Source organism: Flavobacterium sp., assembly GCF_039932285.1.
GTDB lineage: Bacteria > Bacteroidota > Bacteroidia > Flavobacteriales > Flavobacteriaceae > Flavobacterium.
The window spans coordinates 1-14,500 of the sequence record NZ_JBDTQE010000068.1 but is presented as its reverse complement, the minus strand read 5'-3'; the positions used below and the strand labels follow the sequence as shown (position 1 = coordinate 14,500).

9 protein-coding genes are annotated in these 14,500 nt (G+C 30.4%); 2 read left to right on the top strand and 7 right to left on the bottom strand.

All coding sequences use genetic code 11. The annotated features are described in order from the left end of the window. Nucleotides 1–1,251, top strand: a 1,251-nt coding sequence (locus ABI549_RS11235; protein ID WP_348076552.1) for an AAA family ATPase, incomplete at its 5' end; no start/stop codon positions are given. A 29-nt stretch (nucleotides 1,252–1,280) separates the two neighbouring features. Here ABI549_RS11235 and ABI549_RS11230 read toward each other — a convergent pair. The 7 genes from ABI549_RS11230 to ABI549_RS11200 form a co-directional block, all read right to left on the bottom strand. After that, the gene (locus ABI549_RS11230; RefSeq protein WP_348076551.1) at nucleotides 1,281–1,943 is read right to left on the bottom strand and encodes a hypothetical protein; all 663 of its coding nucleotides are present in this window, start codon (nucleotides 1,941–1,943) and stop codon (nucleotides 1,281–1,283) included. Between the two features lie 70 nt (nucleotides 1,944–2,013). Then, nucleotides 2,014–2,805: an alpha/beta hydrolase-fold protein gene (locus ABI549_RS11225; RefSeq protein ID WP_348076550.1), complete on the bottom strand. Its 792-nt coding sequence runs from the start codon at nucleotides 2,803–2,805 to the stop codon at nucleotides 2,014–2,016. A 2-nt stretch (nucleotides 2,806–2,807) separates the two neighbouring features. Then, complete coding sequence (mazG, locus tag ABI549_RS11220) at nucleotides 2,808–3,581, bottom strand: nucleoside triphosphate pyrophosphohydrolase (RefSeq protein ID WP_348076549.1); 774 nt, start codon at nucleotides 3,579–3,581, stop codon at nucleotides 2,808–2,810. Between the two features lie 46 nt (nucleotides 3,582–3,627). Next, entirely contained in the window at nucleotides 3,628–4,908 is a 1,281-nt protein-coding gene (locus tag ABI549_RS11215; protein ID WP_348076548.1) for a glycosyltransferase family 4 protein, read from the bottom strand. Further along, on the bottom strand, nucleotides 4,905–5,279 hold the full coding sequence (crcB, locus tag ABI549_RS11210; RefSeq protein WP_348076547.1) for a fluoride efflux transporter CrcB: 375 nt from the start codon (nucleotides 5,277–5,279) through the stop codon (nucleotides 4,905–4,907). Before crcB ends, ABI549_RS11215 begins: the two co-directional genes overlap by 4 nt. Beyond that, a complete protein-coding gene (locus ABI549_RS11205; RefSeq protein ID WP_348076546.1) occupies nucleotides 5,280–7,730 on the bottom strand; it encodes a YfhO family protein in 2,451 nt (816 codons plus the stop codon). Nucleotides 7,731–7,851: 121 nt separating this feature from the next. Continuing rightward, a complete protein-coding gene (locus ABI549_RS11200) occupies nucleotides 7,852–8,115 on the bottom strand; it encodes a DUF4834 domain-containing protein (protein ID WP_348076545.1) in 264 nt (87 codons plus the stop codon). Between the two features lie 593 nt (nucleotides 8,116–8,708). On the opposite strand from ABI549_RS11200, the gene ABI549_RS11195 reads away from it, so the two are divergent. Beyond that, a partial coding sequence (locus ABI549_RS11195) for a hypothetical protein (protein ID WP_348076544.1) occupies nucleotides 8,709–14,500 on the top strand: 5,792 nt, incomplete at its 3' end.

The following is a 14,500-nucleotide window of genomic DNA, read 5'->3' as shown; positions in this document are numbered from 1 at the left end:
GAGATTTATGCCAAATGGAAATCTGAAAAAGATGTGGTTGATAATATTCAAGCGATAAAAACGGAAATTGAAGATTTTAAATATGAAGCCGAACGTGCTGAACGCGATGGAGATTACGGAAAAGTAGCCGAAATTCGTTACGGAAAAATAAAAGAAGCACAAGAAAGATTAGATGTTTTACAAAAACAATTAATTGAAAACCAATCTGGAACTTCCTTGATAAAAGAAGAAGTAACCAGAGAAGATATTGCTGAAGTGGTTGCAAAATGGACGGGAATTCCAGTCATGAAAATGTTGCAAGGCGAACGTGAAAAATTATTACATCTAGAAGATGAGCTACATAAAAGAGTGGTCGGACAAGAAGAAGCTATTCAAGCGGTGAGTGATGCGGTTCGCAGAAGCCGTGCAGGATTGCAAGACATGAAAAAACCTGTTGGAACATTTCTTTTCTTAGGAACAACTGGTGTAGGAAAAACAGAATTAGCGAAAGCGCTCGCCGAATATTTATTCGATGATGAAAATGCCATGACTAGAATTGATATGAGTGAATACCAAGAGCGTCATAGTGTGAGTAGGTTAGTAGGGGCGCCTCCAGGATATGTTGGTTATGACGAAGGCGGACAATTGACCGAAGCCGTGCGTAGAAAACCATATTCTGTAATTCTATTAGATGAAATTGAAAAAGCACATCCTGATACATTTAATATCTTATTACAAGTTTTAGATGAAGGAAGATTGACTGATAACAAAGGACGTTTGGCCGATTTTAAAAACACAATTATCATTATGACTTCTAATATGGGAAGCCAAATAATTCAGGATAAATTTGAGAATCTTAAGGGAAGTATAGAAGCTGCAACTGAAGCTGCAAAAGTAGAGGTTCTAGGTTTGCTTAAACAAACAGTTCGTCCGGAATTTATTAATCGTATTGACGAAATTGTAATGTTTACGCCACTTACCAATGCTAATATTGCTCAAATTGTAGGTTTACAGCTTAAATCGGTTACTAAAATGCTGGCGCTACAAGGAATTACCATGGATGCTACTCCAGAAGCCATTGCTTATTTATCTGAAAAAGGATATGATCCTCAATTTGGAGCTAGACCCGTAAAAAGAGTGATACAACGCGATGTTTTAAACCAATTATCGAAAGAAATTTTAGCAGGAACTATAGCGACCGATAGTATTATTTTATTAGATTCTTTTGACGGAAAGTTGGTTTTTAGAAACCAGAGTGAGTTAGTAAAATAATTTTTTTGAGTAGCATACTGAAAAGTATGCTACTCTTTCATTATAATTACGGTAGCTTTAAATCCAGTACCTAAATTCCATTGATTTTCTGAAATTAGTGTCGATTTTTCGTCAAATATTTTAAACTCAGCAGTGTTAGGTCCTGAAGTTCCTTGGTTTAGTGCTTCGAAATCTATTTTATTTATACCTTTCTCTAATTTTAAATCTAATTGATTAAAATTGCCACCTAAATAAATCTCAGAAATTACAATTTTGTCATTTACTAGAACTCGAATTAAATCACCATCAACCAAACCAAAATCTCTATAAAAAATACCTACAAAATCTGCTTTAGTTTTAAAATCACCTAAAAACATATTTCTTCTATACAATTTCGAATCACCATTTTCTTCACCTGTCCTAGAACTCTTATTTAATTTATCAGCCATCATTTTTCCAGGATTCAAATCACTTGTTGGCGAATTAAATCTGTTAGGTGTTTCTAACTTAGGTGCATCGTAAATTTTAGATGGTTTTTTAAATTTCGTTATTTCAAATGGTTTCGAGATAGAATATTGTGGTGTTGCATTTGAAGTGCTTGGAATTGTCATGTCAACTCTAGGAATTCCAGTAGACGGAATAGAAGAACCTTCCTGAGCAAAACTATTTGCAGAGAAAAAAATGATAAAAAAGAAGCCGTAACATAATTTCATTCTATTTGTGTGTCAATAATTATTCCAATATTATAATTCAAAATATATTTTTATGCTAATGGTTTTCTAATTATAGCTTTAAAATTTCGAAAGCTTTAAAAACTGCCGTATGCAAAATGTCTCCATGATTTTTATCTTCAAAATAGTTATATTTGGCATTAATCATGGATTTATTCTTTATCATTTCAAATAAATTTCCAGCATCATTTACCATGATTTTTCCTTCATTACCAACACCAATAAATACTTTTGTTTTCTGATTAAAATGGGAATTTAAAAACTCAGGTACTTGTTTCAACAATGATTCTTTATTCCACCATAAACTCGGGCTTATAATGATATAATTTGAAAATAGGTTAGGCTTTTTTAATAAAATTTCGGTCGCTAACAGTCCACCTAATGATTGACCAATTATAGTTTTAGAAGAAGTAGTTTTGTATTTTTTTTCGATGAATGGCTGAACTTCTTTCTCAATAAAAGAAATAAATTTTTCAGAACCTCCAGTTGTTGGGTAATCTTTTTTGTCTTTTTCTACTGTTGTTGGATAGGTGAAATCTCTTTTTCTATCTACATTTTCAATCCCTACAACAATAGATTTTGGAACTAAATTTACCCACTCGAAGTTACAATACTGAACCAAACCTACAATATGAATAAAATCTTCATTGGCTGAACCATCGAGTAAATAAATTACGGGATAACTATCTTTTTCACTATAGCCTGCAGGTAAATAAATGTTTAGGATTCTATTTTCGTTTAGTTCTAAAGAATTTATGGTTTCTATTTTACCTAAAACAAAGTCTTTTTCTTGTGCAAAAGAATGTAGTGTTACAAAAATTAGAATTAATATTATTTTTTTCATGATTATAACTTTTTAGCTTCTTCCCAAAAAACATCCATTTCTGTCAATGTCATATCAGACAAATTTTTTCCTAATTCTCCCGCTTTACTTTCTAAATATTGAAATCGTTTGATAAATTTCTTATTGGTTCTCTCTAAAGCATCTTCTGGGTTAATATTCAGAAAACGAGCATAATTTATCATCGAAAATAAAACATCACCAAATTCTGATTCTATTTTATCATGATTACCAGCTTCGACTTCAACCTGTAATTCTTGTAATTCTTCTTGTACTTTATCCCAAACTTGATGTGGTTCTTCCCAATCGAAACCAACTCCTTTTACTTTATCTTGAATTCTAGAGGCTTTAACCAGCGCAGGTAAACTTTTGGGAACACCTTCTAAAACTGATTTTTTGCCTTCTTTAAGCTTTAATTTTTCCCAGTTTTGTTTTACCTCTTCCTCATCAGCCACGACAACATCTCCATATATATGCGGATGACGGTGTATGAGTTTTTCGCAAATATCATTGGCTACATCGCCCATATCGAAACTATTGGTTTCGCTACCTATTTTGGCATAAAAAACAATATGCAACAATAAATCTCCTAGCTCGTTTTTAACTTCGTTTAGGTCATTATCTAAAATAGCATCACCTAATTCATAGGTTTCTTCGATAGTTAGATGACGTAAAGTTTGTAAAGTTTGCTTCTTGTCCCAAGGGCATTTTTCACGCAATTCATCCATTACATCGAGTAATCGATTGAAAGCGTCTAGTTGTTGCTGACGATTATTCATATTTTAGTTTTTTATACTCTCAAAAGAAGAATAGAAAATGATGTTATTATAAATTAAGAATTTCGGCTAATTTTTTTGTCAAATTTTTTCTTGAATATTCTTGTAAACCAACAGGTAAAACTATTAGTTTTTGGGTTAAATATAATTCGAAATAAGATAAAATTAGTTTTTTTAACTTTTCCTTTTCATCATAAGTAAAAAATACACCTGTATTTGTTTGGGTAATAATTTCTGCAAAATCAGAATCTTTAGGGCCAATCGCAATTATAGGTCTTTCGGAAACCATATATTCGAATAATTTTCCTGGAATAATACTTTTAGTTTCTGGCGAATCTATTTCTATTAATAATAAAACTTGCGATTTTTTTTGATGTTCGACTGCTTCTTTATGAGAAACATAACCTAAATTATTTAGATGGGAATTTAGATTAAAAGTCTGAATTGTATCTAAAATTTCTTGGCTTACTTTCCCAATTAGTTTTAATTGAAAAAGATTTGCAAATTTTTCGTTTTCAGCTACTAATTCACTTAAAGATTCCCATAAAATGATAGGATTTCTATCAGATAGAAAAGAGCCAATATGTGCCAATGTAAATTTCTCGTCTACCATTTGTTTCGAGATATTTTCTACATCATAACCATTGGTAATTACTTCAATTGGTTTTGATGTAATTGCCTGAAATTCAGTTTTTGTAGTTTTACTTGTTACAATAATCGTATCGGCAGTATTTAAAACTAGTTTTTCTAAATATTTATGCTTTTTTTGGGCATAAGAAGATAGTTTTAAAGCTGAATGATATCCGATAGTTGTCCAAGGATCACGGAAATCGGCAAACCATTTTACATTCAAATTTCGCTTTAGTTTTAAACCAATGAGATGCAAACTATGTGGTGGTCCTGAAGTAATTATGGTGTCAATTTTATTTTCTGAAATATATTTTTCTAAGTATTTGATCGATGGTTTTACCCACAAAATTCTGGCATCAGGAATAAATAAATTACCACGAACTAAAAGCATCAGTTTTTGAATAAAATTTTGCTTTTTCTGATTCGGAATAATCCCTGAACTTATTCCTTTTGTGTTTTTTTTTGAGAAAATAGAAGCCAATTGGTAAGGTTCGATAATCTTGTTTTTTAGAATAATCGCTTGGGTAGAAACTTCATGAACTAAACCTGTATCTATAATTGGATAAGTAGGGTTTTCAGGAATATAAACAACAGGCTGAATGTTATAATCAGGTAAATATTTCACAAACTTGAGCCAACGCTGAACCCCTGGACCGCCAGCTGGTGGCCAATAATAGGTTATAATCAGGACTTTTCTCATAATCCTTTGGCAATTATTAGTCCTGTCCAAGTTGCCATTAATCCAAAGAAAACACTTAAACTAATGTATAAAAAAGCAATTAATATTTGATTGCTTTGCAGTAGTTGCACATTTTCGTTAGAAAACGTCGAAAACGTAGTGTAACCACCACAAAGACCTGTAATTAAGAAAAATTTTAAATTGGGAGAAACAGCATTTTGTTTTTCTAAATAGCCAAAGAATAAGCCAATAAGTAAGCAACCAATAATATTAGTTACAAAAGTAGCGTAAGGAAAAGTGGCTTGCACATATTTGTTCATAACAACAGTAGTTAAGTAACGTAAAACGCTACCTATTCCTCCGCCAAGTGCTATGTAGAATATGGTTTTCAATTAAGCATTTTTGCGTTTCGTTTCATAATAAATTCCACCACCTAATAACAGTAAAATCCCAATAAAACTTATTAATGAAATAGTACTTCCTGTTTTTATTACTTGTGGTTCAAACTTAAACTCGACAGTGTGTTTTCCAGCTGGAATAGATAAACCACGTAAGGCGTAATCGACTCTTTCGTGACTTAATAATTTTCCATCGATATAAGCATTCCAGCCGTTTTTATAATACATTTCAGAGAAAACTGCATAACCGTTATTTGGATTATTTGAAATATATTTTAAATTGTTTGGTTTGTATGAAGTCAATTGTATGGAAGCATTCGAGGTATTAAATTCATCTCCTTTTGTATTTATACTTGGCTTATAAATATTAAGAAATTGATCTAAATCTGGACTCAAATTTTTAACAGCAATATTTTTTGTTTGCAGTTTATCCAAAGCTTTCATTTCTGCATCAGCAGAATTAACAAATTTCACTTCTTTTACAAACCAAGCATTTCCGTTTGCTTGTGTATTATGAATAGCTATTTTCTCTCCTTTTTTATTGGTTTGGATTAAATATTTAATATTTAGCATATTAATTACTTCCATGTTATTATTTGAAATTTGATAATCAAATAAATCTTGCATTCGTCTAGGTTTTACCGCACTATACCCCCCGATTGATTTATGAAAATAAGAAGCTCTCGGATCACTCATCACATTTTGAGAAACTTCAAAAACACGATAATATGATTTATCTTTTAAGATAGTTGCATCAATATTGGTTTCTTCAATTGGTTCTTCCACTTCTTGTTTAGAAACAAAACTAGAATTGTTTAAATAATTTTTATCAATAAAAAACAAATCCGAAATCATTATTATTCCTACAATTATCACTGCAACTTTATGAGAAATGGTGTTTTTTATAGACAGCCATAATATACCAAAAGCTATTAAGATTAGAAATGAAGAACGCAATAAATCAGCAGAAAACATACTTCTTCTGTCTAATTTTAAAGCATCAATAAATTCTGGCCCGTAAGATTCTGCTAAATAACGATCGCTTCCACCTGCAAAACTAAAACTTCCTTTAAAAATAAATAACAAAGCTAAAACCCCAATACTTACTGATGCTGATTTCCATAAATTTGTCCATTTTTCTTTATCTTCTAATTTAAAAAACGATTGTAATCCCATAATGGCAAGTACAGGCATACAAATTTCGAGTATCACTTGTATCGACGAAACAGCTCTAAACTTATCATACATTGGCACAAAATTGATAAAGAAATCCGTCAATATTTGGAAATTCTTTCCCCAAGAAAGTAATAATGTAACAATTGCGCCACTTAAAAAAACATATTTTATTTTTCTTTTATCACAAAAAAGTGCTATAACTGCTAGGAAAAAAACCACAGCTCCAATATATGCGGGAGCGGCTACAATGGGTTGATCTCCCCAATAAGTGGGCAACCCTTTTACAATTTCTTTAGCTTGATCTTCAGGTACATTTTGTGCAATTGCAAATTCGTACATTGCAGAATCAGTTCCTAAGTTTTCGCTATTTGAGCCTCCAAAAATTCTTGGAGAAATTAAATTTAAACTCTCGACAATACCATAACTGTATTCAGTAATATAATCATAAGTCATTCCTCCAAAATTCGTGTTTTTAGATCCATCAGGATTATAGGATAGTTGACTTTTTCCACGAGTACTTTCTTTAGCATATTCGGAAGTAGCCATTAAGCTAGTTGCATTTGTTCCTACAGCAAATAATCCTGCGATAGCAAAAGTGGAGAAACTATATAATAGCGGTTTAATGTCTTTATTTTTAATTGCTTTGTACACAAAATAAACCAATACAATTAATAAAAATATTAGAAGGTAGTAAGTCATTTGTGGATGATTGGCATTAATTTCTAATGCTGCTGCAAATAATGTGAGCAAACCTCCAAATATATATTTTCTTTGTTGCAAGACCAGTAAAACTCCAGCAATAACCAATGGCATATAAGCAATAGCGTGCGCTTTTGCATTGTGACCAACTCCTAAAATAATTACTAAATAGGTAGAAAAACCAAAAGCCAATGCACCGAAAAATGCTTTGAGTGGATTTACTTTTAATACCAAAAGCAAAACGTAAAACCCTAAGAAATACAGAAACATATAATCTGCAGGACGAGGTAAAAAGCGAATTAATTCATCAATATTTTTAATATAATTATGTGGATATTTTGCGCCTAATTGATAGGTTGGCATACCACCAAAAGCAGAGTTTGTCCAATAGGGTTCGGTGTGATTTTCGGCTCTAAAATCATTTTGTTCTTTCGCCATAGCAGTATATTGTACTATGTCCGACTGAAGAATTTTTTTGCCTTGTAAAACGGGGTAAAAATAAATAACAGAAACTAATGCAAAAGCAAGAATAGCCAATGCATGCGGATAAAATCTTTGTAATTTGTTCATAAATTAATGAATTGAATCTAAATAAGGCGTGAAGGTAGTAAAAATTTAGATTTCAGATTTCAGATTTCAGATTTTTATCTAACTGTGTAACATTCTTAATCTGAAATTTGAAATCTGACTATTACTCTACTTCCTCATAATCTATATAATCGCCAACTTGTTTGGTAGGTTTTAGATTCTCTTTTTTAGGAGTTTGAGAATCTTGATTATTTTGCTGATTAAAAGGATTTTGGTTTTGATGTTTATCGAAATTATCCTGTACTTTATTGACAGCTTTTTGCAAAAGTATCGGCAAAAATATACGTGACAAGAATTTGATTAGGTAATAAAACCCAATCATATAAATTATTGTTCTAAAAAAACCATTAAAAGAAGCTTCTTGCATTGTCTAATTTTTTTTCAAATTTAATAAAACTAAATTTTAAAACTAAATTTTGATTCTTAAAATAATGATAAAATATATTAGACAAATTTTAATAATAAAAAAAAATGTTTATTTGGGTTGTGTGGGATAATTAAGCAATTGATCTTTAGTTAACGATCTTTAGAGGTATATAACGATAGTAATTAAAAAAATTAACAAAATGTACGGTAAAACCGTAATTTAATCGTTTTTTAAGTTGCATTTTTGCGTTTTAGCTATATAAATTATTCTTTTAGTTGATTAAATAAAATTATCTGCTCAAAATAATTAAATATAATTAGGTTTTCTTATCACATAAGAGACTTTTTTATTTATATCTACTTATGATTGCCAAAAATACATGCTTCGTTAAGCAAAATAATAATTAAGTCTGGCATTAAATATTATTTTAGATTAAGTTTTTTTCATTCTCAAGAAAAAATTAAAGTAATATCAAATTTCATATCTAAATTATAAAAAATATATAAAGTTTATAAAATAACAAAATGATAACTAATCCTTTAATTTCACTGTAAATAAACACACTATTTTTATGTTAAATAAATCACAAAAAAATGAAATTTAAAAAAACTACTTTATATATAATTTTTTTCATTTTTTTTACTATCACAGCCTTCAGTCAAGTTCCAACCGTTATTATTTCTGATCATAATAACAATACAGGTACAATAAATATAGATTGTCCGTATAACTTTATTGCTCCTAAAAAAATAAAGTTAACTGCAACATTTCCTGACTTAAAATCAACAACTGACTATGCTGTTGAAACAATTCCTTTCACGCAATCGGGTAATTTTTTTGACGGTACACCAATTTTATTTACTGGTGATGATACTTGGAGTTCATCAATACCAATTGGTTTTTCATTGTGTTTTTATGGGAATAATTATAATTCTGTAAATGTTGGTGATAATGGTATCGTTCGTTTTGGTTATAATAGCAGTATACCTGAAGGCTCTTTTTCATCTATAACTAATACCACCCCAAATCCGTCATTAGTAAGAAATGCAATTTTTGGAGGTTTTCAAGATATGCTTAATATTCCTGTAGGTTTTGGATGTGCAGTTGGCGAAAATTGTGGTTCTGTAAAATACATTACTTCAGGCACGGCACCATTTAGAAAATTTGTAGTAAATTTTAATGGTGTTAAACATTTTAATTGTTACGGATTAAACGACAGAAAATCAACATTTCAAATTGTATTAGATGAAACTACAAATATTATTGAAATTAATGTAAAAGATAAACCTCTTACATGTAATGGTAATGTTAGCGCAAATGGTAATGGAAATTCATTAATTGGATTAAATAATGCAAATGGGACAATGGGTATTTCTCCTCTTGGAAGGAATACAGGAGTGTGGTCTGTCATTGACGAGTCATACAAATTTACACCCAATGGAGTAAGTAGTACACAAATAAATTGGTATAATTCTTCTGGGGGATTGCTAGGAAGTTCAAACCCTATTGATGTTATTCCGCCTACTAATGATACCTTTTATACAGCTACTGTTCTTTATAATACCTGTAGTCCCATACAAATTAGTAGCACTATTGCAGTTGTTTACTCGTTAGATTTTCCAGTTGCTCCAAATATTACTGCAAATTTTTGTGATACTGTACTCCCTTTTCCAAGTGAAATTGTAGATATAGAGAGTTTATTAGTTCCAGAGACGGGTATTGTAAAGACAATTCATAACACTCAATTTGAAGCTGATGCAGGTATAAATTCATTAACTGGCATGAATGCTTATAATATGACAAATACTACCCAAATCTTCTATTACAGAAAGACTTTTGGAGCTTGTTATGCAACAGGGACTATTACTGCAAATCTTTTTGAAACACCTCCTCAACTTGTAGATCAATACCTTTATGTGTGCGATACAGATAATGATGGTTCTGAAGTGGTAGCCTTAAATGGTTTGGCAAATCAGATTACAGGATACCAACCTTGGATGTCTATTTCTTATTTTCAAAATTTACCTAACGCTATTCAGAATGTAAACCCTTTTTCTAGTGTTATTGTAACTAATATTCCTGGTTTTTATGATGTTTATATTAGAGTAATAAATCCTGCTAATCCTAATTGTTGGACGGTTAGTAAGATTATTATAAGAATTCTTCCAAAACTAGAGTTGGCAACAATTGCTCCTTTTTGTATAAATGACCCGAATTTTAATTTACAAGAAAACTATGACTTAACAACAGTACCAATAACAGTTCTTAATGGACCTGTAGCAGTAAATGTTTTGTATTATACTACTTTATCTGATGCACAAAATGGTACAAATCCAATTTTAAACCCGACTAATTATTTATTAAACATCCCGCAACCTGCTATAAATACAACTATTTATGCAGTTGTAAACGCTACAGGTTTTTGCCCATCTATTGCACCTATCACTATTTCTTTTTGCGTAGCAATTGGGAATGATGACGGAGGCGGAGGAGGCGGAGGCGGAGGAGGTTTTGGAGGAGAAGGAGCTTGTTTAGAATCTGGTGATCCTATTCCTTCATATGATCTAAATGTTGTATATAACAATGTAATGAGTCCTGTATTACCAGTTCCTACTTCTATGGGATTTTACACAACATTATTAGGTGCTCAAACACAAGATGTTTCAGTTTTATTAACTGTAGCTCAAGTTAATAATTTTACACCTGTTTCACCATTTTCAGAAATTTGGGTTAGATATATTGATGCAAATGGAATCGTTGGTATTAAAAGAATTATGGTTCCTGTAAAATTCATAAAACACATAAATAGAGATTATAACATTTGTGATGTATTTAATGATGGGCAAGAAACAGTAAATCTATTAGCTTATATTACTCAAATTGAGTTAGAAAATCCTGGGGAAACGGTCACTTGTTATGCTTCTCCAACGGATTATGCCGCAGGTACAAACCCAATAACAAGTATAAATGTTTTGCCACCAAATACTATTGTATATGTAAAAGTTAGATCTTATGGTTGTGATTCAAATTATGATTTAAATTTTATTCTAAACCCATTCGATATAGGAATTCCAATTCTAAAGCAAGTTTGTGATGTCGGATCTGATGGTGTAGAACCTTATGATTTATCAGTTTTAATTCCTAGTTTGGGTACTGGTTTTACAAATCCTACAATTAGTTTGCATTCTACACTAGTTGGGGCTTACGCAGAAGCTAATATAATTCCTAATAATACAACAAACTATCCTGTAAACCCAACAACAACAGTTTGGGTAAGAATAGAGGAAGATCCAACTATTTTACCATTAACATGTCCAACAATTATAGCAATAAATTTTGGTTTCTTTAATTCAGTTTCAACAAATACTATTGCAACCCTTGAAATTTGTGATATTGATAATGATGGACAAGTTCCAATTCCAAATTTAAATGCAATTGTAGCTTCAATGGTTAACGAAATTCCAACTGAGCCAATAATTAAAAAATTATATTCTGATTTAGTATCAGCACAAACTAATGATCCAGTTTTTGAGATTTTGCCAAACTGGGATTCGTTTATATATGACACTACTATTTTTGGTATAAATGGTGTTATTTACCTTTATTTAGAAAATACAATTACAGGTTGTACAAGAATTGTACCTATAAATGTTACAGTTAAATCATTACCAATAGCTGTAAATCCAACTGTAAGTGTTTGTGATTTTGAAAATGATAATAATGAAATAATTGCTAACATGAGTACTTTCAATCCTCAGATTACAGCTAATTATTTTCTTTATAACTATCAATATTTTGAGACTCTCGCTGATGCCACAGTAGGTAGTCCCGTAATCCCCCTAGATTTTCCTGTTCAAAACGGTACTATTGTTTATGTAAAAATTACTAGCGGAACAGTTGTGGGTTGTGAAGTAATTGTGCCTATTCAAATTAATTTGCAATCATCTCCATTAACTACTAATATTACTCCACTTATATGTGATAATTTAGGAAATGGAACAGAATTAGTAAACCTTAATAGTTATCAAATTCAAATTATAGGTAATATAACAGGTTTATCTTTTCAATATTATAGTTCGCAAAGTGATGCTTTACAAAACTTAAATCCATTTTCGAATTTTACATCCGCAAATTATTCTATTCCATCATTTAATGCTAGTAATATTGCTCCGCCAGTTTTTGTAAGAGTTACAAATACCAGTTCAGGATGTTTTTCTATTTCTACAATTATTTTTGAAAGAAGAGTTATAATTGAGGCATTTGATGCAATACAATTTACGTGTGACATTTCGTTGACTAATGAACTCAATGGTGTTTTTGATTTGACAACCTCAATTCCAAGAGTAAGTGGTTCGGGAATGATAGTAAATCCTCTAGGTTTTACTATTTCGTATCATAATAATTTAAATGATGCAACTTTAGGCATTAGTCCGATTAGTAATCCAAATAATTATATTGTAGCAGCAAATCAAACTTCTTATGTTTATGTTCGATTTGTAGATAACATAACAGGTTGTTTTACAGTTAAAGTTTTAGAACTTCAAATATATAATTTGCCAAAATTTGTGAATAGTTTTTATGATGTTTGTGATGATAATTTAGATGGTCAGTTTATTATGAATCTGACTAATCTAAATGTAACTGTAGTTGAAGATCCAACACCGTTTACTTTTCAATATTACTTGACACAAGTAGATGCTTATGCTGTTACAAATCCTATTATTAATATTGCAAATTATGTTATAAATATTAATGAATTTCCAAAAATAATTTATGTAAAAGGAACTAATATAAATAATTGTAGTAAAGTAAAATCGGTAACATTAGAGCACAAACCAGAAGTACCTTTGTTACTATCTAATGCGATAATTACTGAATGTGATTCAAATAATGATGGTGTAGAATTTTTTAATTTGACCGATGCACAAAGTATGATTACTTCTCAAGGAGGTGTTACTTTTACTTATTTTGCATCAATAGCTGATTTACAGTCGAATACAAATCCAATTGTTAGTCCAACAACATATCAGAATCTTACACCAAATCCTAGTATAGTTTATGTAAGAGTTTCTGCACCAACCACTAATTGTGATAATTGGGCGACAATAACACTAAATCCTTTTTACCAAGAATACATAATTCCCAATCAAATCACCCTTTGTGATAACAATGCAAACGGAACAGAAATAGTAAATTTAGAACAAACCGTTTATAGTATATTGTCTAATTATAATCCTAGCACACTTAATTTAGAATTTTATTTTACTCTAGCTGATGCCAATGCAGGAATAAATATAATTCCTAATCCGCAAACTTATCTGTTTACAAATTTTGCTATACCAATTTTTGTTAAAATAATAAATATTTCAACTGGTTGTCCTATTGTAAAAGAACTCCATTTTATAAATCTACCAGCAATTATACTTACACCAAAAATTATAAGTATTTGTGACTATGACAGAAACAATAGTGAAGTTATTAATTTATCTACTTATTTCAATCAATTATCTCTTATTTCAGCTAATTATACTATAACAAGTTATTTAACTGAGGCAGCAGCAAATACGGGATCTTTTACAGGCCAAATATCTAATATAAATTATTTGCAAACTCAGGTTCAACAAATATTCTGGATTCGATTTGTAGATACTAACGGATGCTATTCTGTGACATCATTAACAATAAATATTATACCACTTCCTAATCCTAGAATTAACCCACCATTATTAATCCATTGTGATGACACAAATTCTGGCGATTTAACAGAAATCTTTGATATTACCACAAATAAAAATTACATTTTAAATGGAAGCAATGATTTAGTTACTTATTATGTAACACAAAATGATGCTGATAACGGATTGAATCCTATAATTAATCCTATAAACTATTCGTCACCAACAGCAAGTGTTTGGATAAGAGTAACGACTAATCCCGTAAGTAGTGTTACAAATTGTGCAGTTGTTATAGAACAAAAGTTAATTGTAAATAGGTTACCATTAGCAGGTCCTGTAAGTGATTATTTTAGTTGTATTAATACAAATAATGGAGAAGCTACTTTTGTTTTAAATTCAAAAAATACCGAAGTATTAGTAGGACAAAGTCAAACCATGTTTACTGTAAATTATCACCTAACACAAAATGATGCAAAACTAGGAATAAACCCTATATCGAATATTTTCTCTAGTATTTCTAGATTAATTTGGATAAGTGTAAGAAATAATAGTACAGGTTGTATTAACACTACTTCATTAAATTTAATTACAGAAACTAGAACAACTGCAACGGCTCCAACCATAAATTTAACAACAGTATGTGATCTTGATGGGAATAATAATGGATTGACAGTTTTTGATTTAACTTCATTAAATTCAACAATACTTGG